At 49.2% G+C, this 23248-nt stretch carries 23 protein-coding genes and 1 other RNA gene; 16 read left to right on the top strand and 8 right to left on the bottom strand.

Translation table 11 applies throughout. The annotated features are described in order from the left end of the window. The first annotated feature begins 31 nt into the window (after positions 1-31). The 5 genes from B3850_RS01095 to phoU all read left to right on the top strand — a co-directional run bounded on the left by B3850_RS01095 (position 32) and on the right by phoU (position 6737). Positions 32-1012: a PstS family phosphate ABC transporter substrate-binding protein gene (locus tag B3850_RS01095; RefSeq protein WP_286875266.1), complete on the top strand. Its 981-nt coding sequence runs from the start codon at positions 32-34 to the stop codon at positions 1010-1012. A gap of 175 nt (positions 1013-1187) precedes the next feature. After that, entirely contained in the window at positions 1188-3455 is a 2268-nt protein-coding gene (locus B3850_RS01100) for an ABC transporter permease subunit (protein ID WP_286875268.1), read from the top strand. Positions 3456-3477: 22 nt separating this feature from the next. Beyond that, complete coding sequence (gene pstA / locus B3850_RS01105) at positions 3478-5139, top strand: phosphate ABC transporter permease PstA (RefSeq protein WP_053953741.1); 1662 nt, start codon at positions 3478-3480, stop codon at positions 5137-5139. Positions 5140-5185: 46 nt separating this feature from the next. Next, entirely contained in the window at positions 5186-6004 is an 819-nt protein-coding gene (pstB, locus tag B3850_RS01110; RefSeq protein ID WP_058576276.1) for a phosphate ABC transporter ATP-binding protein PstB, read from the top strand. Between the two features lie 10 nt (positions 6005-6014). Further along, positions 6015-6737, top strand: coding sequence for a phosphate signaling complex protein PhoU (gene phoU / locus B3850_RS01115; RefSeq protein ID WP_088767546.1), 723 nt, complete (start codon positions 6015-6017; stop codon positions 6735-6737). Here the strand turns inward: phoU and serA are convergent. The 3 genes from serA to B3850_RS01130 form a co-directional block, all read right to left on the bottom strand. After that, a complete protein-coding gene (serA, locus tag B3850_RS01120) occupies positions 6734-7960 on the bottom strand; it encodes a phosphoglycerate dehydrogenase (protein ID WP_286911257.1) in 1227 nt (408 codons plus the stop codon). The genes phoU and serA overlap by 4 nt on opposite strands. Then, positions 7960-8631, bottom strand: coding sequence for a ribose-5-phosphate isomerase RpiA (rpiA, locus tag B3850_RS01125; RefSeq protein ID WP_286911259.1), 672 nt, complete (start codon positions 8629-8631; stop codon positions 7960-7962). Before rpiA ends, serA begins: the two co-directional genes overlap by 1 nt. Before the next feature lie 81 nt (positions 8632-8712). Beyond that, entirely contained in the window at positions 8713-9300 is a 588-nt protein-coding gene (locus tag B3850_RS01130; RefSeq protein WP_286873076.1) for a 5-formyltetrahydrofolate cyclo-ligase, read from the bottom strand. 47 nt (positions 9301-9347) lie between these two features. Here B3850_RS01130 and B3850_RS01135 point away from each other — a divergent pair, with 47 nt between their 5' ends. Further along, the gene (locus B3850_RS01135) at positions 9348-10934 is read left to right on the top strand and encodes an amidohydrolase family protein (protein WP_286911260.1); all 1587 of its coding nucleotides are present in this window, start codon (positions 9348-9350) and stop codon (positions 10932-10934) included. Between the two features lie 23 nt (positions 10935-10957). Here the strand turns inward: B3850_RS01135 and ssrS are convergent. Further along, positions 10958-11142, bottom strand: a non-coding RNA gene (gene ssrS / locus B3850_RS01140) — 6S RNA. 27 nt (positions 11143-11169) lie between these two features. Further along, a complete protein-coding gene (gene zapA / locus B3850_RS01145) occupies positions 11170-11481 on the bottom strand; it encodes a cell division protein ZapA (protein ID WP_058576229.1) in 312 nt (103 codons plus the stop codon). Between the two features lie 133 nt (positions 11482-11614). Between zapA and B3850_RS01150 the strand changes: the two genes are divergently transcribed. Genes B3850_RS01150 through B3850_RS01165 form a run of 4 tightly spaced genes read left to right on the top strand, consistent with a single transcriptional unit; the run spans position 11615 to position 15833 of the window. Then, complete coding sequence (locus tag B3850_RS01150; RefSeq protein WP_286911261.1) at positions 11615-12184, top strand: UPF0149 family protein; 570 nt, start codon at positions 11615-11617, stop codon at positions 12182-12184. A gap of 3 nt (positions 12185-12187) precedes the next feature. Next, on the top strand, positions 12188-13510 hold the full coding sequence (gene pepP, locus B3850_RS01155; protein WP_286911262.1) for a Xaa-Pro aminopeptidase: 1323 nt from the start codon (positions 12188-12190) through the stop codon (positions 13508-13510). Beyond that, a complete protein-coding gene (ubiH, locus tag B3850_RS01160; protein ID WP_286873089.1) occupies positions 13492-14658 on the top strand; it encodes a 2-octaprenyl-6-methoxyphenyl hydroxylase in 1167 nt (388 codons plus the stop codon). Before pepP ends, ubiH begins: the two co-directional genes overlap by 19 nt. After that, positions 14655-15833: an FAD-dependent oxidoreductase gene (locus B3850_RS01165; RefSeq protein ID WP_286873091.1), complete on the top strand. Its 1179-nt coding sequence runs from the start codon at positions 14655-14657 to the stop codon at positions 15831-15833. The genes ubiH and B3850_RS01165 overlap by 4 nt, the downstream gene beginning before the upstream one ends. Positions 15834-15900: 67 nt before the next feature. Here the strand turns inward: B3850_RS01165 and parS are convergent, their stop codons facing one another. Beyond that, a complete protein-coding gene (parS, locus tag B3850_RS01170; RefSeq protein WP_286873094.1) occupies positions 15901-16341 on the bottom strand; it encodes a type II toxin-antitoxin system Xre/ParS family antitoxin in 441 nt (146 codons plus the stop codon). Between the two features lie 270 nt (positions 16342-16611). Between parS and B3850_RS01175 the strand changes: the two genes are divergently transcribed. Beyond that, positions 16612-17961, top strand: coding sequence for a Fic family protein (locus tag B3850_RS01175; protein WP_286873096.1), 1350 nt, complete (start codon positions 16612-16614; stop codon positions 17959-17961). Positions 17962-17998: 37 nt separating this feature from the next. Here B3850_RS01175 and B3850_RS01180 read toward each other — a convergent pair whose 3' ends face one another. Further along, positions 17999-18451 (bottom strand): helix-turn-helix domain-containing protein, encoded by a 453-nt coding sequence (locus B3850_RS01180; RefSeq protein WP_286873098.1) that lies wholly within the window; start codon positions 18449-18451, stop codon positions 17999-18001. 575 nt (positions 18452-19026) lie between these two features. Here B3850_RS01180 and B3850_RS01185 point away from each other — a divergent pair. After that, the gene (locus B3850_RS01185) at positions 19027-19296 is read left to right on the top strand and encodes a transcriptional regulator (RefSeq protein WP_286873101.1); all 270 of its coding nucleotides are present in this window, start codon (positions 19027-19029) and stop codon (positions 19294-19296) included. Positions 19297-19301: 5 nt separating this feature from the next. Further along, entirely contained in the window at positions 19302-19565 is a 264-nt protein-coding gene (locus B3850_RS01190) for a hypothetical protein (protein ID WP_286873104.1), read from the top strand. Here B3850_RS01190 and B3850_RS01195 read toward each other — a convergent pair. Next, positions 19558-20949: an MBL fold metallo-hydrolase RNA specificity domain-containing protein gene (locus B3850_RS01195; protein WP_286911263.1), complete on the bottom strand. Its 1392-nt coding sequence runs from the start codon at positions 20947-20949 to the stop codon at positions 19558-19560. The genes B3850_RS01190 and B3850_RS01195 overlap by 8 nt on opposite strands. A 203-nt stretch (positions 20950-21152) precedes the next feature. Between B3850_RS01195 and abiEi the strand changes: the two genes are divergently transcribed. From abiEi to B3850_RS01210, 3 genes are all read left to right on the top strand, one after another. Then, complete coding sequence (gene abiEi / locus B3850_RS01200; RefSeq protein ID WP_286873111.1) at positions 21153-21728, top strand: type IV toxin-antitoxin system AbiEi family antitoxin; 576 nt, start codon at positions 21153-21155, stop codon at positions 21726-21728. Between the two features lie 5 nt (positions 21729-21733). Then, positions 21734-22093: a nucleotidyl transferase AbiEii/AbiGii toxin family protein gene (locus tag B3850_RS01205; RefSeq protein WP_286873113.1), complete on the top strand. Its 360-nt coding sequence runs from the start codon at positions 21734-21736 to the stop codon at positions 22091-22093. A gap of 161 nt (positions 22094-22254) precedes the next feature. Continuing rightward, a complete protein-coding gene (locus tag B3850_RS01210; protein ID WP_339612241.1) occupies positions 22255-23214 on the top strand; it encodes a Wzz/FepE/Etk N-terminal domain-containing protein in 960 nt (319 codons plus the stop codon). The last annotated feature ends 34 nt before the right edge of the window (positions 23215-23248 follow it).

The raw sequence follows: 23248 nt of genomic DNA on the forward strand, positions 1-23248 counted from the left end.
AATTTAGACAAAACCCACAGAGGTGAAAAACATGTTTCAATCTACTTTGAACAAGACATTAACTGGTTTAGTTGCAGCGGGCACGTTAATGTTCAGCACGCTGGCAGCAGCAACCGAGGACCTACCAGAGTACGAAAAAGTTAGCGGTTTATCAGGCAACCTATCGTCAGTGGGCTCTGACACACTGGCCAACATGATGACGTTCTGGGGCGAAGAATTTAAGCGCATGTACCCAAGCGTTAACATCCAAATTCAGGCGGCAGGCTCTTCAACTGCGCCGCCGGCATTAACCGAGGGGACGTCAAGCTTTGGCCCTATGAGCCGCGCGATGAAGTCAAAAGAAATTGAAGCGTTTGAAAAGCGCCACGGTTACAAACCAACACCAGTACGTGTTGCTATCGACGCGTTAGCGGTATTCGTGCATAAAGATAACCCAATCGAAGGTTTATCGATTGCCGAAGTTGACGCTATTTTCTCGTCAACCCGTAAATGCGGTGCTAACCAGCAAGTGAACCGCTGGGGACAACTGGACTTAGACGGCGACTGGACTAGTCGTGACTTACAGCTGTACGGTCGCAACTCGGTGTCAGGTACTTATGGTTACTTTAAAGAAGTGGGTCTTTGTGACGGTGACTTCCGCTCTAACGTCAACGAACAGCCTGGCTCAGCGTCAGTTGTGCAGTCAGTTTCTACGTCACTGAACGCAATTGGTTACTCAGGTATTGGTTATGTCACTTCTGGTGTGAAAGCGGTACCTATTGCTAAAGGCGACGGCGACGACTTTATTGAAGCGTCACGTGAGCAAGCGTTAGCGGGTAAATACCCACTGGCACGCTTCCTCTACGTATACGTGAACAAGCACCCGAACAAACCATTAGGTAAAGCAGAAGCTGAGTTCATGAAAATGATTTTGTCGAAGCAAGGTCAGGACATTGTGAACAAAGACGGCTACATTGGTTTGCCGAAGCAGGTTGTTGAAGCTGAGCTTAAAAAGCTAGGCCTTAGCCACTAAAAAATTACGTCATAACAAAGCCGGTAGTTCCTTGAAACTACCGGCTTTTTCTATTTTGACACTTTAGTGAAGAAAATATGACGGAACTGTAACAGTACTGTCATAAAACTTTACTACACTACTACCCAGTTAAGACGCAGTTAAACTTAAAGTCATTTTAGAGTCCGAGGTCACAATGGCAACACAATCTGCCCAACAGCTGTCGGCCAATCGCATGCGATTGTTCAAAGACCGTTTTGCGCGATACGGCGTAACGGCTGGCGGCGTTATGGTATTGGTCGCACTGCTTCTGATCTTCTTCTACCTGCTTTACGTGGTGCAGCCGATATTTGAGTCGGTCAGCCTGAAAAAAGTAAACAGCTTTAACCTGCCCGAATCGGGACAAGTCGAAGCCGTAGGTATGGAAGAGCAGGCCGAAATTGGTTATCGCTTTTTACGAAGTGGTGAGCTGCAATTTTTCTCCCTTATCGACAAAAATGATCGTCGCTCAGGCGATATTTTACTGAGCGAAACTTTTGTTGAACCGGAAAATGTTAGCAGCTTTGCGAAAACCTTACCGGTAAACCACCAGTACGCCTATGGGTTGGAGTCGGGTGAAGCTGTTGTGGTTGAACCTAAGTTTTCAGTGACTTTCCCGGAAACAGCCGCAACCGCTGCAACAGACAAAGTTGAACGTGTCATTACGCCTCGTTTTGAGGTGAAAAATGACGGGCAGCCGCTGGTTGTCGATGAAAACGGCCGCGCACTTGAAAAGCTGTCCTATGAAACTGACGGCGACGGTATGCTGTTCGCTGCAGCTGTGGAAAACAGCACCTTGCTGATAACGCACTTTGTTGCCGAAGAGAACTTCATGACCGGCGCAGTTACATTAACGCCGAACTACACTGAAATTCCGTTAAACACCGCTATTGATGACATTGTTGTCACGCCGGACTTACGACAAGTCATTGCGCGTCGTGGCAACCGCGTACACGTATTTGATATTTCCATTAGCGGTAACGTAACCGAGCGTGAGCTGCTGCCTATGCGCACGCGCGAGCTGGGTAATGCCACCGGCATGTACCTGTTGGCCGGCGCCTCTTCTGTCTTGCTAACCCATGACACAGGGAAAGTCTCACAGTGGTTTGAAGTACCGGGTGACGATGGCCGTCAGTATCAGTACATTCGCAGCTTCGACGCCGGCTCACCGATCACTGAAATTGAAGTAGAATATTATCGCCGTACGTTTTACACCTTGTCTGAAAACGGCGACATGAACATTTTTCATACCACGGCAGAGGCAGATCTCTATCGAGGTAAGCCCGCCGAGGCTAAAGTTCAAGCAGTCATGGTTGACCCGCGCGCTAACTATCTGCTGATGAAAACAGCCGAAGGTTATGGCTTGTACGACGTCGACAATGAGCACCCGGAAGTCAGCTGGAGTGGTTTGTGGCAGGAGGTCTGGTACGAAGGCTATCCAGAGCCGGATTACACCTGGCAATCAACCTCGGGCTCTGACGACTTTGAGTCCAAATTCAGCCTGGTGCCTATTTCTTTCGGTACTATAAAAGCAGCGGCTTACGCCATGTTATTCGCGGTGCCTATTGGTTTAGCGGCAGCGGTTTACACGGCTTACTTTATGTCGCCGTCGGTGCGCAGATACGTCAAACCGACCGTCGAAATAATGGAAGCATTGCCCACGGTTATTCTTGGTTTCCTTGCCGGCCTTTGGTTAGCACCCTTGGTCGAGGCCTATTTGCCTGGGTTTGTGGCAGTGCTCTTGCTGGTGCCCTTGGCCATTATTCTTGTGGCAGCCCTGTGGAGCCAGTTACCGACTCAAATTAAGAGCAAAGTCAACGACGGCCGCGCCGCATTACTGTTAATTCCTGTTGTCCTGGCAGTGGGTTGGTTCTCGTTTGAAATCAGTCCGTGGGTCGAGCAGGTCATATTTGACGGTGATGCACGTCGCTTTATTACTAACGAACTTGGCGTTACTTTCGACCAACGTAACTCGCTGGTGGTCGGTATTGCAATGGGCTTTGCGGTTATTCCAACCATATTCTCCATTGCTGAAGATGCGGTATTTAGTGTACCTAAGCACTTGTCGAATGGCTCATTGGCATTGGGTGCGACACCATGGCAAACCCTGACCAAAGTCGTGTTGCTAACAGCCAGCCCGGGTATTTTCTCAGCCGTGATGATGGGACTGGGTCGTGCCGTTGGTGAAACCATGATAGTACTCATGGCGACCGGTAACACGCCAATTATGGACTGGAATATCTTTGAAGGTATGCGCACCTTGTCGGCGAACATTGCCGTTGAAATGCCGGAATCAGAGGTAGGCAGCTCGCATTACCGCATTCTGTTCCTGGCAGCCTTTGTGTTGTTCATATTCACCTTCTTCTTTAACACCATTGCTGAATTTGTGCGCCAACGCTTGCGCGACAAATACAGCTCAATGTAACCCGCGGAATTGAGGTTTAACGATGAAAAAGTGGTTTAGAACCGGAAAACCCTGGATTTGGCTAACCGCTGGCTCGGTCAGCATCAGCCTAATTGCGGTCATTGGGCTGGTTATCATGATTGGCTGGCGCGGACTGTCTTTCTTCTGGCCGTCTGCCATCCATGAAATGGATATTAAGCAGGCCGACGGCAGCACCAAGCACATAATCGGTGAGGTGTACGACTCAGAAGTGGTGCCGACAACGCGTTTGCCACAGTCTATGGTCGACTTGGCTGACATAGAGTCAGAAACCGTCACTCGTTACCTAATGAAAATTGGTAACCGTGAATACGTGCCGCTGGACTTTACCTGGGTGCTGGAGTCATTGGTTACCAAAGACACCACGCCAAAAAACATGGCGGTTATTGAGCGCAGTAAAGACGGCAACTTCTACGGCCGCATTACGGCAGTCACCGAAAATGGCGAAGTTGTTGCCAAGCAAAGTGACGAAGACTTCCGAAAAGTCATGTTCGAGCGTGTTGAACGTGCTGTCGAGCTCAATATGCAAGCTATGGGACTGCAGGAAGGCGAAATATCGTCGATCAACTACCAGCTGAATGAGCTGTCGCTTGAGCGCCGTCGACTGGAGTTACAGGACGAGTTGACTGAGCAGGCTATCGCCGACTTACAGGCGCAACGTGAGCAGTTAAACGCCGACTATCAAGTCTACGAAAAAGAGCTATTCGATCTGCGTGAACAAGCACAGCGCGACGCTTTAATCGTGAAGGACTTTCGTGGCGAAGACGTAAAAGTGCCAATGTACCGGGTGTTGGACGTTAACTTTCCGAATGACATGGGCTTTTTCGCCAAGCTGGGTCATTTCTTCCAGCAAATTGGTAAGTTTGTCAGTGACGACCCGCGTGAGGCAAACACGGAAGGCGGCGTATTCCCGGCCATTTTCGGTACCGTATTCATGGTACTGCTTATGTCCATTATTGTGACGCCCTTTGGTGTGGTTGCGGCGGTTTATCTGCACGAATACGCCGGTAAAAACCCGGTCACCAAGCTCATTCGTATTGCGGTGATTAACCTGGCCGGTGTCCCGTCTATTGTTTACGGTGTGTTTGGTTTGGGCTTCTTCGTATACATGGTGGGTGGTAGCCTGGACCAAATTTTCTATCCAGAAGCTTTGCCTAACCCAACCTTCGGTACGCCGGGCGTGCTATGGTCTGCCGTAACACTGGCAATATTGACACTGCCGGTGGTTATTGTCTCGACTGAAGAAGGCTTGTCACGCATTCCGCCATCGCTGCGCGAGGGCAGTTTGTCGCTGGGTGCAACCAAGTGGGAAACCATCTGGCGCATTATATTGCCAATGGCATCGCCGGCAATTATGACTGGCTTAATTCTGGCCGTCGCGCGAGCCGCAGGTGAAGTAGCGCCGCTAATGCTGGTGGGTGTGGTTAAGTCGGCACCTATGCTGCCGGTCGACGGGAACTTCCCGTACTTACACTTAGACCGTAAGTTTATGCACTTAGGCTTTCATATTTACGACGTTGGCTTCCAAAGCCCGAACGTTGAAGCGGCTCGACCGCTGGTGTACGCCACCTCGTTCTTATTAATTACCGTCATTGTCGGTCTTAACCTGACGGCCATTGGTGTGCGTAACCATTTACGTGAAAAATACCGCTCTCTTGAGCACTAAAGTTTACAAAGAAGATTTTGATGAATTAGCGAAAGGGTCAGAATTTATGATTTCGGTAAACCCGAGTACAAGCAACATGGAAAAGCTGGACTTACACAACTTGCCAGCCGAGCAAACCGCGTTGGATATTAAGAACCTGAACTTATACTACGGTGAAGATCAGGCGCTGCATGACATTTCCATGCGCATTCCGAAAAACCGCGTTACCGCGTTTATCGGACCGTCGGGTTGTGGTAAATCAACCTTATTGCGTTGCATTAACCGCATGAACGACCTGGTGGAAATTTGCCGCATTGAAGGCGAAATTGAAATGCACGGCCAGAACATTTACGACAAAAGCGTCGATGTTGCCGCATTAAGACGCCGTGTTGGTATGGTGTTCCAGCGTCCTAACCCGTTCCCGAAATCTATTTACGAGAATGTGGTGTACGGTCTGCGCTTACAAGGCGTAAAAGACAAGCGCGTATTAGACGAAGCGGTAGAAACATCGCTGCGCGGTGCCGCCCTTTGGGACGAAGTGAAAGACCGTTTGAACGCCAGTGCGTTCAGCCTGTCGGGTGGTCAGCAGCAGCGTTTGGTTATCGCCCGCTCTATTGCCATTGAGCCGGAAATTCTGCTGCTGGACGAACCGACGTCGGCGTTGGATCCTATCTCAACCTTAACTATTGAAGAGCTTATCACCGAGCTGAAAGAGAAGTTCACCGTGGTTATTGTTACCCACAACATGCAGCAGGCGGCGCGTGTGTCAGACCAGACCGCATTTTTGTACATGGGTAAAATGATAGAATACGCAGACACTGACACGTTATTTACGACACCGTCGGAAAAGCAAACCGAAGACTACATTACCGGTCGTTACGGCTAAGGAGAGTGTTATGGATAAAATGAACATGAGTAAGCACATTTCCGGTAAGTTCAATGAAGAGCTTGAGGCTGTGCGTAACCGGGTATTGAGCATGGGCGGAATGGTCGAGCAGCAAATAAGCGATGCGCTGGAAGCCATTCAAAAAGGCAACGTTGAGCTGGCAGAAAAAGTCCTGAGCAGTGACCACAAAATTAATAAGCTGGAAGTGCAGATTGATGAAGAGTGTGTGCACATTATTGCGAAACGTCAGCCGGCAGCCAGTGACTTGCGTTTGGTCATTGCTATTATCAAAACCATTGCCGACTTAGAGCGCATTGGTGATGAAGCGGAGCGTATTGCCAAAGTGGCAAAAGAGAGCTTCAACAAAGACCAACAGCAGTTGTTGGTGAGTCTGGAGAATTTAGGTCAGCACATTCTCAGCATGCTGCGCAAAGTGCTCGACGCCTTTGCACGTATGGATCTCGAAGCGGCTTACGACGTACACCAACAGGACGAGCAGGCCGACCGCCAGTACGAAGCACTGACGCGTCAGCTAATGACTTACATGATGGAAGACTCACGCTCGATACCGAAGATTATGGATGTACTGTGGTCAGCGCGTTCATTAGAGCGTATGGGCGACCGCTGCCAGAACATTGCCGAGTACATTATCTTCTTTGTGAAAGGCAAAGACGTGCGCCATGTCTCACCGGAGAGCATGGAACGCACGGTTTTGGGGAAAAAAGCAGACTAAAACAGACGCCGGGCGCGAATGGTGCCCGGAATGCCCTTCAGTTGTTGCAGGATATCGGCACCATTCTCGCTGTCGATATCCATAACAACATAACCCACGGTTTCATCGGTTTGTAAGTACTGACCCGCCACGTTTATTTGGTTGTCACTAATAATGCGGTTAATAGCGTTCAGCATACCCGGCTGGTTTTTGTGAATATGCAGTAACCGTTGTGTGGTTGCATGCGTTGGCAAGCTGACTTCCGGGAAGTTCACCGCCGACAACGTTGAGCCATTGTCCGAATAACGCACCAGTTTCCCGGCCACTTCCACACCAATGTTTTCTTGTGCTTCCAGTGTTGAACCACCAATGTGTGGTGTCAGCAGACAGTTTTTCAAACCGCGCAGCGGCGACACAAATTCGTCATTATTGCCTTTAGGCTCAACGGGGAACACATCAATAGCCGCGCCGCCTAAGTGGCGAGACGACAAACCGTCGGCCAAAGCCTCAATATCAACCACTGTGCCGCGCGACGCGTTAATCAGTAAGCTACCGGGTTTCATGCGCTCAATTTGGCGACGGCCAATCATCCACTGAGTTTGCTCAGTTTCCGGTACGTGCAAAGTGACAATGTCAGATTGAGCCAGTAAGTCATCGAGGGTTGGCACTGACTGTGCGTTGCCCATTGGCAGCTTGTCTTCCACATCGTAGTAGCGAATGTGCATGCCCAGCTGCTCGGCAAGAACGCTCAGCTGACTGCCAATGTGACCATAACCAATAATGCCTAGAATTTTACCGCGAGCCTCGAACGACTGTTTCGCCGACTTTAACCAGCCGCCTTCATGAGCTACTGCGTTTTTCTCAGGAACACCGCGCAGCAACATAATAATTTCAGCCAGTACCAGCTCGGCCACACTGCGGGTATTAGAAAACGGCGCATTAAACACAATAACACCGTGTTTTTTCGCCGCCTCAAGGTCGACTTGGTTGGTACCAATACAAAAACAGCCAACCGCAATGAGTTTTTCCGCCGCCGCAAACACCCGTTCATTCAACTGGCTGCGCGAGCGTATGCCGACAATGTGCGCGTCTTTAATTTTCTCACACAACTCGTCTTCGCTGAGCGAGGTTTGCAGAATCTCTAAATTGTTATAACCGTGGTGACGGAAAAGCTGTATGGCACTGTCGTGCACACCTTCTAACAATAAAACTTTTATCTTGTCTTTCGACAATGACTTTTGCATTAGCCTGCTACCTTAAGTGTTTCAACGCCGTCTTCGCGAGCAATAAGCGCAACGTCGGCGCCCCGCTGCGCGAATAAGCCGTTGGTGACCACACCGACAATATTGTTAAGGTCTGACTCAAGCTCCATAGGCTTCATAATGTCCAGGTTATGCACATCGAGAATCCAGTTGCCGTTGTCAGTCGTGAAGCCCTGGCGCCACACCGGGTCACCGCCTAACTTCACAATTTCCCGCGCCACATAAGAGCGCGCCATAGGAATAACCTCAACCGGTAACGGGAAGCTGCCTAAACGACCCACGCGTTTGCTGTCGTCGGCCACACAAATGAATTTATCGGCGACCGCCGCAATGATCTTTTCGCGAGTCAGTGCACCGCCACCGCCTTTTATCATTTGACCGTGCTCGTTAATTTCGTCGGCGCCGTCAATATAGACCGGAACATCCGCTACTGAGTTTAAGTCAAACACCTCAATGTCATGGGCTTTCAGGCGTTTGGTCGACTCCTCAGAGCTTGACACCGCACCTTCAATATCATCTTTTCGTTTTGCCAGCTCATCGATAAAAAAGTTAACTGTCGAGCCGGTGCCAACACCGACCACAGTGCCATTTTCAATATACTGCATGGCTGCTTCAGCAGCGGCTTTTTTAAGTGAATCTGTATTGCCTGACATAGTGGAATTCCCCGTTTGACTTTTAGCGTCAGTATAAGGTTTTTGTTGGTTTTTATCGAACGCTTTACCGCAAAAACGTGATTAAAAACGCCAGTGTTTACCCGGAGTAATAATTTCCGGTAAAGGAATGTCCCAGGCCTCGACAGGCAGCTCACTAACCCGCTGCTCGTCATAACTTAGCCCAATCGGGAATAAATGGGGTGTATGTCCGTTATACCACTGCGCTAATGTACGGTCGTAATAACCGCCGCCCATGCCCAGGCGGTTGCCTTTTTCGTCAAAACCCACCAGTGGCAGAAGTAGTACATCAATATCAGCTAGCGGCACCACATTATCGACACGCAGCTCCGGCTCTTCTATGCCGTACTTGTTTTGAGTCATGCGGGTGTCAGGGGTGTAGCGCAAAAACAGTAAGTGGCCTTTGGCGAACGGGTGCAGCACCGGCAACACTGTTTGAAAACCGTGTTCCCAAAGCCGCTCAATAACTGGCTGTGTGGGCAGCTCGCCGGCAAAACTGTGATACACCGCAACAGTGGTTTGGGTAGGCTCTAACCCGTGCAGTCGCTGTTCAACAGCGTCAGCAACCGCCATACCGGCCTGTTTGGAATAGTCCTGGGGTAAGCTGCGGCGAATTTGCTGTAACTTGCGTCGGAGTTCTTGTCGGGTCATGCTAAAGTCTGTGTCAGTCAGCCGAACGAATGTGTCGAGGATAACCGATGAAAACAATAAAAACGATAGCTTTCACCTGCGCAGCCTTGTTGCTTGCTGCTTCCTCTCAGGTGTTTTCCGCCCCGCTAATGCAGGCACCACCGAAAGCACCGGAACGGGAGCAGGGCAAAGGGCCTTATGACCGCTTAATTCTGCGTGGCGGTACTCTCATTACCGGCGAAGGCGCTCCTCCCCAGGGTCCGGTAGATATTGTTATTGAAGACGACCGCATTACTCAAATTGTCAGTGTGGGTAACCCGGGCGTGCCTATTATCGACTCGCGCCGTCCTAAAGCAGGTCGCGGCGACAAAGAGATGGATGTGTCCGGCCATTATATTATGCCCGGCTTTATCGACATGCATGCTCACATTGGCGGCTCCGCCGAAGGTATTCCGGCAGAGTATGTACTGAAATTGTGGCTGGGTCATGGCATTACTACCATTCGCGAACCTGGCAGCTTTAACGGCTTGGACTGGGTGCAGTGGCATCAGGAACAAGCGCAGGACAACGACATTGCCTCGCCGCGCATTGTGCCTTATGTCGGTTTTGGTCAAGGTTGGGAAGAGCCTATTTACGGCGCTGAGCAAGCCCGCGACTGGGTGCGTTACATAAAAGACGAAGGCGCCGCCGGCATTAAGTTTTTTGGTGCGTCACGCAAGGTGATGGAAGCTGCGCTCGACGAAGCCAACAAACAAGGCCTGGGCACCATGATGCACCACGCCCAGCTCAACGTTATGTCTATGAACGCACTGGACTCGGCACGTTTAGGGCTGACCTCTATGGAACACTGGTACGGTTTGCCGGAAGCTTTATTCGAAGAGCAGCGCATTCAGGACTATCCGGCGCATTACAACTACAACAACGAACAGGATCGTTTTGAAGAAGCAGGGCGTTTATGGAAACAAGCGGCTGAGCCGGGCTCTGAAAAGTGGAATGCGGTTCGTGACGAACTGATAGAGCTCGACTTCACCATTAACCCAACACTGACTATTTACGAAGCCTCGCGAGATCTCATGCGCGAGCGCCAGGCCATTTGGCACGACGAATATACACTGCCACGACTGTGGGACTTTTTCGAACCAAGTCGTTATGCACACGGCTCGTACTGGTTCGACTGGACCACCGACAATGAGATTGCCTGGAAAAACAACTACGACAAGTGGATGACCTTCCTGAAAGACTATCACGCCAACGGCGGTCGCATTACTCTTGGCTCTGACGCGGGCTACATTTATAAAATTTACGGCTTTGGTTACATTCGCGAAATGGAGCTGCTGCGTGAAGCTGGGCTAAATGCATTAGAAGTCATACATGCGGCAACGGTTGCGGGGTCTGAAGCCTTAGGCATGGAAGACGACATTGGCAGCATTGCGCTGGGTAAAAAAGCCGACATGGTTATTGTGAAAGAAAACCCACTGGCGAACTTTAAAGTGCTGTACGGAACCGGTCACTTCAAACTTAACGACCAGAACAAACCCATGCGCACCGAAGGCGTTAAGTACACCATTAAAGACGGTATTGTGTACGACGCTCAGGCGCTGCTGGAAGACGTAAAGCGCATTGTCGCAAAAGAAAAAGCCGAACGTGCTGAGTAAGGCTTTAACCTGATAAGAAAGGGTGGTTCCCCAAGGTGCCGCTGCTGGCTGTAGCCCTTGAACCCATTGGTTCAAGGCGGGGAGCAAGTGGTATCCGTCGTAGGCTTCCCGGTGCATGCCGGGCTTGCTCATGACGGGCCAGTGATCCCCTTTTAATACAAGCATCGGCTCAGGGACATTAGCCTGCTGGCAAACACCCCAGGGAACCGCAGAAAAGGGTTACTGTTTTGTCTATTTAGCGATTACGCTGCGAGCGCTGTTCGCTCATTGCTTGTTCAATTGTAGCCTGAAGCAGTTGAATTTTCTCTTCAAGCTTGGCCGTTTTGGCCGACTGTTCGTTCTGGTCTTGTATCCATTCGTGACACAAGTTTAATGCGGTCATCACGGCTATTTGTTCAACATTGGTCAGCTGCGTGTTTTCCTTCGTTTCCTGCAGCCTTTGGTTTAAGGCGTCTGCCGCTTGCTGCAACGCGCTTTCCTGACCCACAGGGCAGGCAACCTTATAGTTACGCTCCAGCAATTTAATATCCATGGTTTTCGCGGCCATTCAAAAGACTCCTTGCAACTGACTCATCAGCGTGAATAACTGCATTATGGCACGAGCAGCGGGCGTTTGTCAGCTAGCGATTATGTAAAGCCAGTGTTAGGATTATGGCAAGATTCACAAAAGGCGAGATTTCATGTCCACACGCTTTAATTATGACCGTTTAGCCGAACTTTACGCGGGCTACGATATGACACCGGGCGCTTCTGAAATTCAGGGCATGCTCACGGGTTTAATAGCCACCGGCAGCGAGCCGAAAAGTGACGAGCTTATGGCGGTGTTGTCAGACTTAGCTTACGACGGGCAAAGCATTCCAACAGAGCTTAAAAATTTATTACAGCAACAAGCCGAAGAAATTGAACATTCGCTGGGCGACCATGACTTAGGTTTTCGGTTGTTATTGCCGGAAGACGGCGAGCCACTGCCAGAGCGTTTAAATGCACTAGCCGGTTGGGTGAATGCGTTTCTTGCAGGCTACGGTGTTAACCAACAAAGCATGGCCACCTTAAGCGCCGACTTAAAAGAAGCCATTGAAGACATGGTCGAGCTGGCAAAAATTGAGTTCACCGAAGAAGGTGGTGGCGAGGAAGAAGAGCGCGCTTACTTCGAAATTGTCGAATACCTGCGCGTATCGGCCATGATGTGCTACACCGAGTTAGGCCGCAAAGAGCAGCCCGCCAATCAACCACCAAAAACACTGCACTAATTTATGACCGCTGTCGTTTCCGTAGAAGAATTTGCACAACGTCGGCAGGCGCTTATGAAGCGTTTGCCATTAGGTGCTGTCGCCATTATTGCTGGTAACAGTGAAGTCACACGCAGTAACGACACTGAGTATCCGTTTCGGCAAAACAGTGACTTTCTCTATTTGACCGGCTTTGCCGAGCCCGACGCGGTGCTGTTACTGGTTAACGGTGAAAAGCCGCAAAGCTTACTGTTTTGCCAGGACAAAGACCCGCAGCAGGAAGTTTGGCACGGCCTGCGCTTAGGTTATGAAAAAGCAGAGCAGGCGTTAAAAGTCGACGCCGCTGAAGACATAGACGCCATTGAAGAGCGACTGCCGGACATACTGAAAGGTATGGATAGCGTGTTCTATCTCATGGGCGACCAGGCCGAAGTGGGCGAGCTAATTAACGGCGCACGCAACCAATTGCAGCAGGCAGCACGACGCAGCGGCGAACTACCGCCACAAAGTCTGCGCGACTTACGTGCGTTATTAGACGACATGCGACTGATAAAGTCCGACGCCGAAATTAACGTTATGCGCGAGTCGGCGCGCATTAGCAGCAACGCCTTTCGCCGTATTATGCGCTTTGTCGAGCCCGGCAAACACGAATACCAGGTCGGTGCCGAGCTGCATCATGAGTTTGCCATGAACGGCGCACTGTATCCGGCCTACGGGATGATCTGCGGTGGCGGTGCCAACGCCTGCGTATTGCACTACACCGACAACAAAGACGTACTAAACGACGGCGATTTGATCCTCGTCGATGCCGGTGCCGAGTATCAGGGGTATGCTGCCGACATTACCCGTACTTTCCCGGTTAACGGCAAGTTCAGCGACACCCAGCGCACCTTGTATGAACTGGTATTAAAAGCCCAACAAGCGGCGTTTGAGGAAATAAAACCGGGCAGCAATTTGGTCAACGCCAGCAACGCTGCCGCGCGGGTGATTAACGACGGTCTGGTTGAGTTGGGTATTATCGACGGTGACCCGGACACCGCCTTTGAAGCCATGCGCTGGAAAACCTACTTTATTCACGGTTTAGGGCACTGGCTGGGGCTCGACGTACACGACATGGGTCGCTACAAAGACGACAACGGCAAGCCTGTTTCTTTTGAGCCGGGTATGGTGTTGACCGTTGAACCGGGTATTTATATTCCCGAAGACGCTAACGTTGACGAACAATGGCGCGGCATTGGCATTCGTATTGAAGACGATCTGGTGGTCACCGCCGAAGGCTATGAAAACCTCAGCAGCGACGTGCCTAAAACCATAGAAGAGATAGAAGCATGGATGAGCGGCAAGTAATATCTGCCGATATTGCCATTGTTGGCGGCGGCCTGGTTGGCGCGCTGACCGGTATGATGCTGGCGCAGCAGCGCCCGGACTGGCGTATTGTTATTTGCGAACCCCGCAAAGAAGGTCCGCCCAACGATAAACGCATTATTGCGCTGGCCGCTGCATCTGCCCACCGTTTGTCAAAGCTGGGTGTACTCGACAATATTACCCACGAGCCCATTAAGCACATTCATATTTCTGATCGCGGCTTTATAGGTGGTACCGAGCTGCATGCTGAACAAGAAGGTGTGGAAGCTTTGGGCAAAGTGGTAGCGGCGTCTGAGTTGGTCGGCCGCTTATACAACAGTTGCCAGCAACTCAGTAACATTACCTGGTTAGGCGGTGTGCGTGCCGAACAAGTGCAACAAGCGTCTGCGCAGGCGACCGTGGTATTGGACAACCAACAGCAGGTACATTGCCGTTTACTGATTGGCGCCGACGGCCAAAATTCGCTGGTGCGCGAACAGCTGCGGCTGAAGTCAGAGGTAACCGACTACGGTCAGTATGGCTGTATTGCGACGTTAGAGCTCGAACAGCCACTCAACGGTTGGGCGTACGAACGCTTTACCGAAAACGGACCCATTGCTCTTTTGCCAATGCAAGGGAATCAGGCGTCGTTGGTATGGAGCTTTACCGAGAAACAGTTGGCCGAAGCCGAGCAATGGACAGACGCAGAGTTTTTAAAGCGTTGCCAAAAAGCCTTTGGTTATCGAGCCGGGCGCTTTAAAGCGATATCGCCACGGGTGTTTTACCCACTTATTTTGCGCCGAGCCAAACGCTCAACGCATCACCGATCCGTCATTATTGGGAATGCCTCGCATGCTTTGCATCCTATTGCGGGGCAGGGCTTTAATTTAGGACTACGCGACGTCGAACAGCTGTGCGAAAGCTTAGCCAAAGCGACTGACCCGGGCGCTTTTGAGCATCTTAATAATTATGAGCAGCATCGCGAACGCGACTACGAGTCCATTATTCGGTTAACCGACGGCTTAGTGCGCGGCTTTTCCAATCAATTCTGGCCAACCGTACTGGGGCGTAACAGCGCACTCATGCTGTTGCAGCATTGCGCACCGTTAAAGTCTCGCTTTGCCCGCCTAACCATGGGGATGAAACCATGACACGCAAACAGACTGACATTGTCGTTGTTGGCGGCGGCATGATAGGCCTTAGCCTGGCCACCAAGCTGGCGCAACAAGGTCGGCAAGTGGTGGTGTTAGAGCGCCACGACCAGCCCGAGCTGACTGAAGAATTGGCATTGCGGGTTAGCGCATTAAACGATCGCAGCCGCAGCGTGCTGGCCGACTGTGGTGCCTGGCAAAAAATACAGGCGCATCGCACCGGGCCTTATAACAGCATGCAAGTGTGGGACAAAGACAGCCCCGCCCATATTGAATTTTCCGCCGCCGAAATTAACGCTGAAGACATTGGCGCTATTGTAGAAAACAACGTGGCTGAGCACTTTTTGTGGGAAAGCGCTGAACAGGCAGGCGTAGAGATCATTAAAACCGACAGTTGGTCGTTAGTAAGCGCGGGCGATGACAGCAGCCCCGCAGAAGTAAAAGTAGGTGAGCAATTACTTTCGGCTAACCTCATTATTGGCGCCGATGGCGGGCGCTCGCAAGTGCGTCAGTTTGCCGAACTCCCCATTAGTTTCTGGGACTACGAACAGCGCGGTATTGTCGCCAATATTCGTACCGAACAGCCTCATAACGGTGTTGCGCGACAGGTGTTTTTACCCACCGGACCGCTGGCTTTGTTACCGACGCCCGACCCACAGATTGTTTCTATTGTCTGGTCGGCAGACGAACCGCTAGCAGTGCAGTTACTGAATGAAATACCAGAGCGTTTTGCTAAGCAGGTAGAGACAGAGTCTGGTCGAGTACTGGGTGCGTGCGAATGTGTGTCTGACATAAAAGCTTTTCCGCTTCGAATGCAGTACGCCCGCCAGTGGTTTCATCAGCGCATTGTGCTGGGGGGCGACGCTGCGCACACCATACACCCGCTTGCCGGGCAGGGCGCTAACTTAGGCTTTGGTGACGTTAGCGAGCTGTGCAAACAGTTGCAGGGCGTGGACTTAAAAGCGCTGAACAACTTAACCAAACACTTAAGCGCCTACCAACGAGCCCGCAAAGCCGACACCCAGGTCATGATAGCCGCCATGGAGCTGTTTAAACGCGGCTTTGGTACCGCCAACCCGGTAGTAAAAGGCCTGCGGGCACTGGCTTTTGCTATTCCCAACAAGTTCACACCGTTAAAACGTAAACTGGCGGAAGTGGCGTTAGGTTCAAACTAACCGGGCTCCGTTTCCGGTAAATGATGTGTCCAGATATTTTGTTTTACTTAAGCGATAAACCCACATCTTAAGAATAAACCCCGTATTCCAAACGGGTAATTATGTCCAATACAGCTTCAGTATTTGTGTGACTGTCTAACATATCAATAGGGCGCATATGACCAAGTCCGGGGACTTTTCTGGTCATCCATTCAACGGCCGCCTTACGGTCACCGTCAAATAAATCAGTTGAACGAGCAAGTACTTCAATAAGGCTATATAACTTATCACTCTCCTCCGTGGTAAGGCGTCCTCCTTTCTTACGACGCAAGAAAGTTGTTGGCGGTATGTGTAACACTTCAATAATGCTTTTCTGAGTCATTTCCATAGAGTTTGCCACGTGATTAAGTACTTTTATTGGTAATCCATTGGCAATTTGCTCTCTCAATCTTGAGTCTTCATTTGGAAGGCCTAACTCTGCCCATATATCTTTAGGCTGCATTAATGGAGTGTATTCTCGTAACTCCATAAATCCTCCGCATGGATGTTTAAAAATAACCGTTTGGTTAATGATAGCACAGTTCAAAATTTCTGCAGTTTTAATTGAAATTAGTAGCTTGGTGAACCAAGTAACAAGGTTACACAAGCTGGTATGGGAAAAGAATCAGACGAAGCATACTGTGCTGTATGAAGAAGCTGAATCCAGGGGTTTTTACCAATAAAACGTAAATTTAAAAATTTGTGTTTTCTCATAATTTAAGCTATATATTAATTCATTAAATTAGTCATGGAGTTTTATATGGCAAGGGTTAGAACACCGCCTTCGACGGATGAACTTTTTTCAGTTTATTCTCCGGAAGATGTTTTCAAGGTTATGAAAACCTACAGTATCACCAACTCTAAAGGTGAGTACTTGCCATGGGACAAATTTAAGTGGCGTGTCAACAAAGGCGATAACCCAGAACTTGCCTGGTTAGCGACTAAATTGGCTCGGACTAATGTCAGCCGGAACTTGCCAGAGCTTTGCGGCGTCAATGAATTATCATGTTTTAAACTGTGTATTCCAGACTCTCTTCAGGCCAAGCTGCATTATATCGACAAGCTAACCGGCGGCTCGCAAAGCGTTTCCGATCATCCCTTTTTCGGAAAGCAGGAAAAGAACGCCTATCTAGTCCAAAGCTTACTGATGGAAGAAGCTATTACCTCATCGCAATTGGAAGGGGCGTCGACAACGCGCAAAGTTGCAAAAGAAATGCTTGAGTCCGAACGTCAGCCACAGAACAAGTCGGAACAAATGATAGCCAATAACTATCGGTTAATGAAGCGGGCTGTCAGCTTGAAAAACGACGAGTTAACCATTCCGCTTATTCTGGAATTACACGAAATAGCGACCCATAAAGGCATTGATAATGACGCCGTGCCGGGCGAGTTCAGAACCAGTAACGACATTGATATACGCGACCAATACAACGACGTAGCGCATGTTCCGCCAGCGGCCAGAAGCCTACAGGAGCGCATGGAAAAGCTTTGTCAGTTTGCCAATGAAGAGCATGGGCAACTGAACTCCGATAACTTTATTCATCCGTTGGTAAAAGCCATTATTTTGCATTTTATGGTGGCTTACATTCATCCTTTTGGCGATGGTAACGGACGTACCGCAAGAGCGCTTTTTTATTGGTTTATGCTGAAATCGGGCTACTGGCTGTTCGAGTATGTGTCCATTAGTAAGCTCATTCAGGAGAAGCGCACCGACTATGATCGCGCGTTTTTATACACTGAAACCGACGACAATGATCTCACCTACTTTTTGTACCATCAGGTAGACATTGTCGTAAAAGCGGTCGATGCGTTACGGGAGTATATAGAGCGCAAACAAAAAGAAATGTTCGAGTTTATGAACTGGGTTGAAAAAAGCGCCGTAGCCAACGCTCTAAAACGAGGGCAGCTCGACATACTCAAAGAAGCAGTGAAGAACCCCGGACGGGTATTTACCGTGAAAACCGTAGCAAACAACCTTGGCTGCAATGAAAATACCGCACGCACCTATTTGAATGACCTCGCCAAGCGAGACCTGCTATTGGTCGGTAAAGCTAGCAAAGGCAAAGCCATGCGCTACATTGCGCCCGCTGATCTCGCAGAGCGGTTGTAGTCAGCGTGTCCTGATGTAACTACGTCAGGTGCGGTATCTATTCAACAAAGTAGCTAACAGGAAGGTTAAAATATCCGGCAAAGCCTTTTGCTTGGTTTAGGTTGACAGTGCGCTTGCCGTTTAACAACTCGCTTATTACGCTTTGAGGCGCTATATTTTTTAAGTCTTTCTGTTTTACCGAACGGGTTTTCATTAGCATTTTTAGCTTCTCGGCAACTGGAACAGTAGGCATTTCCATTTGATCTTCAAATTCTTCAATGCGATCAGAAATTGCGTTAGCAAACACTAGCACAATATCGTTTTCGTGCTGAGCCAAATCCATTAAGTAGTCCATAACGTCGGCTCTCTCAAGAAGCTCTTTTTCAGACTGAATGGGTGTATAAGTGTAATGAAAAAGTTCAACGGCAGTTCCAGCAAACTTCGTTGCTGTAGCACTTATTGCGGAAGCGACTTGTCCCAGCGCTACCATTTCGTCCTGTTGAGCGTTCATAGTCATTACCTTTTTAATTCTTCAGCCGCTTTCCGGCTATTCGGTCTGTATTCCAACCGGATGCTCGGCGCCAAATACTTTTAATTTGGCTGTAAGAATGTGCATTAAGAGAGTTTTGACCAAAAACATGACACCATAAATCTAACCCCACTTGCCACTGAGGGTATTGAAGCATGGCATTTTTTACTCGCTTCTTTGTGATAATTCTCAAAATGCATCCTATGCTGATAAAAATATCGCATTTTGCGATATTTAGCAACTTAAAGTGAAACTAAGATTTCGGTGAACCAAGTAACAAGGTTACACAAGCTGGTATGGGAAAAGAATCAGACGAAGCATACTGTGCTGTATGAAAAAGCCATGCGCTACATTGCGCCCGCTGATCTCGCCGAGCGGTTGTAGCTGACCTTATTTACATTCGTTTTAAAATTCATTCGTTTAAGTGAATTTGTTGTTTATAAATGGTTAAGATAATAAAATTCACTCCATCGAATGAATCTAATTGATTTCAGTCCTTCTTTCTTCTATATTCACTCTATCTAATGAATTTAACCTCAAGTAAAGTGAGGCTACCCATGCTGCTGGAAGCAAAAGACACAAAAACCATCGGGCGCATTGCAAAAATCGTGCGGCAGCAACAAGAGCTGGATCAGACAACAGCTGGCGCTTTTGCAGGCTGTGGCATTAATTTTGTGAGTCAATTCGAAAATGGCAAGCCAACAGTGCAACTGGAAAAAGCCTTAAATGTCCTGAATGCGCTTGGCATAAAAGTTTATTTAGACATTCCCGACAGCGCTTCAAGTGACAAGCTCACCGAATTAACCGGACGCCTCAATCATGAGTAGTGCACTTGTCGCAACCCATTGGCGACGCCAAATATTTTGGGCAGGTGACACGACAATCGGTTTTAGCGTTCGCAGAGGACTTAGGGCTTAACAAGCCCGTCGCAGAGCGAGAAATAGAGCGGCTGTGCAAAAGCATTCAGCAAGAAGCCGACAAACTCATCACAGAACTCGAACAACAGCCCAGCTTTGAGTCAAAAGCCGGCGAGTTGCAGCTGTTGTGCAATATCCGATACCGCTGTATTGGTGAATTTGTCAGTCAACTCAGCTGACAACCACCCCATAGCGCTCACGAATTTTTGCGGCCAACGCCAAACGGGCGTCGGGCTCGCCGTGAATTAAACGTATGCGTCGCACCGGCTCTTCTGTGGCATCTATAAAGTCTAAAAGCTCTTGTTGGTCGGCGTGAGCGGAGTAGCCACCTAAAGTATAAATACCCGCTTTAATCCAGACACGCTCGTGGTCTAAGTCGACATAGCCGCCGCGCGGGCCGTAGGTTTGAATATCGCGCCCCGGGGTTCCGGCGGCCTGGTAGCCTACAAACAACACATCGGTGCGTGGGTCGGGCAGCAAGGCTTTTAAGTAATTCAGCATACGTCCGCCGGTGCACATACCGCTGGCGGCAATAACAATGCAGGGGTCACCGCTGCTTTTTAAATAGTTCACCACGCGCTCATGGTCACTGTGGTCGTCTACCGTCATCATGCGGTCGAAGTTTAATGGGTGTCGGTCTTCTTCTACCCGTGCCAACGCCTCTTCGTCCCACAAGGCCTTCATGGCTCGGTACTGCTTAGTAAACTGCGCAGCTAGCGGCGAATCTAAAATAACCGTCATTTTGTGCCAAACAGGGTCTGCGAGACCAGTCTCCGCCTCACGAGTCCGCGCTTTATGAACAATGTCTTCCAACTCGTACAAAAGTTCTTGCGTACGGCCAATACTAAACGCAGGAATGAGAATCGTGCCTTTATTTTCGACACAACGTTCCACCACCGACTTCAAACGCTGCGAACGGTCGGCGCGCGACTCGTGGTTCTTGTCGCCGTAAGTGCTTTCCAGTAACAGAAAATCAGCGCGCTCCAGCGGGGTAGGGTCGGGGAGCAACGGCGTGTTTTTGCAACCTAAGTCACCTGAGAACACCACGCGGTAGTGAGTACTCACATTCTCAATTTCAACATAAGACGACCCCAGAATATGGCCTGCCTGACGAAAACGCAGTTTAAAGCGCTCAGTCGCGAAGTCGGCAGGCAGCTCCATCCAGTCATCGTATTCCACTGGTTGTAGCTGGCGCTGCAGGCGAGTCACCACTGCATCAATAATATCGGCGTTGCGGGTTAAACCCACCTTTAACGCGTCTTCAATAACCAGCGGTAACAAATGCGCGGTAGCTTTGGTGCAGTAAATAGGGCCGGTAAAGCCGGCAATTAACAACCAGGGAATGCGACCAACGTGGTCAATGTGACAGTGGGTCACCACCAACGCCTGCACCTTGGTAATATCGAAGTCAATTTCCTGCGTGTTTGAGTCCGCGCCTGAACCCGAGGTCTCGGCCCCTTGAAACAGCCCGCAGTCAATTAAAAGTGAGTGGTCACTGTCTAACAACAGCTCGTGGCAAGAGCCCGTAACGCCTTCAAACGCGCCGTGGTGTATTACGTCCATGTGTTGGTTCCGTCTTGTTAAAACAGCCAGACTACAAAAAACGGCGGAAAATCGCTATCGGACAAAAGGGTGATATTGGATCATTCCAAATAACCGACGTCTTTAAGTTTACAGTAGGTTATCTTTTTTGATAACTAACTGTAGACCTTATTGGCTAACTGGTATACATTAGGTTATTAAATTTATTAACTTAATGCGAACCTATGAGCACACATCGGCTAAAAGGTAAGTTACATGCGTTGCAAAAATATACACATCATGCGCTTGTATCTATGCCACAATTTAAGATGTTAATGCCAGAATATTCAGACGATGCACTAAAAGTCCGCCTAAATTACCTGGTAAAAAAAGGCGTCCTTCAAAAGGTTTGTCGGGGAGTATGGGCTTTTCCTGAAAGCCACTATTACCACTCGACGAGTATTTTGCACTTACCGCATTTGGTGCGGTCATCAAGCCTTAATTACCTCAGTTTGGAATCTGTACTCAGCAAATATAGCGTTATTAGTCAGCAGATGTTTGATTATGCCACTGTAATGACAACGGGGCGGAGTGGGACATTTAAAACTCCACTTGGGACGCTTGAGCTTACACATACTAAGCGTGACCCAATGGCAATCACTAATGAGACGTATCCATTAGATGATTACCCATTGAGAGAAGCGACAATAAAGAGAGCGTACTTAGATTTGAAAAACGTCGGACGAAATCTCGAATTGGTTGACCAGGATGCTTTAAGTGAAGCGATTACAAGACAAGGAAGTGATAACTATGAACATTAAATCTCTTGCGCAAAAAATTTGTTGCTCTAGCCCTGCGCCGTTCGATTAAAGCACGAGATGTTTGGGATATTGCCTGGCTAAATCAGCGTAATGTACAGGTAGATGCGGAGTTAGTTCGAACCAAGTTTCAGGACTATCATCAAACTACCGGTTTTGAAGCGCTTTCCGGGCGGTTACAAGAACTACCTTCTTATATGGCTTCAGGTGATTTTGAGCAGGAAATGCGGCGCTTTCTACACTCCTCAACGGTCGCTAACAGTATCGAGCAGGATGGCTTTATCGACTATCTTACCGATACCGTGATCCGAATGGGCGACCAGCTATTACGCGAGCAAAGTGGTGGGTCACCGGAATTTAAGATGTAAGTTAAGGAACTAACCGCTTAAAATATCACCAATTACTAACAATAAAGCCTTTGTAGGAAAAGGGCTGCATACGGTATGATACCTGCTTGATCAAAATTATCTGCACCACCGGCCTATGGGAACCGCAACCCATGGGCGGTAGCGTGCCTGAAGGCCCAACAATGACAAACGATACTCATAACTACGACCCTCAACGGCATTCGGATTACCAAGACGACGAAATTGACCTGCGCGAGCTGTTTGGCATTATTTGGCAGGGGAAGTGGTGGATTATTGCCATTACTTTTGTGTTCGCCGTGGGCTCGGTTATTTACTCATTAAGCCTGCCGAATATTTATAAGTCAGAGGCAACTTTAGCACCTACCGAAGAAGCCAGTGGTGGCGGACTCTCGCAAATGGCGGGGCAGTTGGGTGGTCTGGCAAGCTTAGCTGGCGTTAATCTCGGTGGTGGTAATACCGACAAAACCACAATCGCCCTCGAAATTTTAAAGTCTCGCGCCTTCATAAAAGGCTTTGTCGAAAAGTACGACATATTGCCAGAGCTTATGGCGGTTGAGGAGTGGAACCGCGGCACCGGCATTGTATTCAATAACGAACTCTATAACCCGGACAGCAAGGAATGGGTTAGAGAAGTTGAACCACCTAAGCAGCCTAAACCGTCTAGCTGGGAATATGTAAAAGTATTTAGAGAAGAGACTCTGGAGGTCAGCAAGGACGATACAACCGGTCTGGTGACAATAGCAGTAAACCATCAGTCACCAGAAGTCGCCGAGCAATGGGTGGTTTGGCTGATTGAAGAAATAAACAACCACATGCGCGAACGTGACATTCAGGAAGCGCAGCGAAGCCTGGAATATTTAGACAAAGAGCTTCAAAGCACATCATTAAGTGACATGCAGCAGGTGTTCTACCAGCTAATAGAAAAACAAACACAAACCATTATGCTGGCGAATGTTCGCCCTGAATACATTTTCCAAACGCTAGACCCAGCCGTAGTGCCGGAACAAAAAGCGAAACCATCGCGTGCATTAATTTGCATTATTGGTACCTTTTTAGGTGGCTTTTTGAGTGTTGGCTTTGTGTTAGTCAGAAACATATTCAGAAAAGAAGAAAACGCCTAACTATAAAACTACGTAGCCTGATGAGATGGTCCCC

The organism is Idiomarina sp. UBA4520, from assembly GCF_002388365.1.
Lineage (GTDB): Bacteria > Pseudomonadota > Gammaproteobacteria > Enterobacterales > Alteromonadaceae > Idiomarina > Idiomarina zobellii.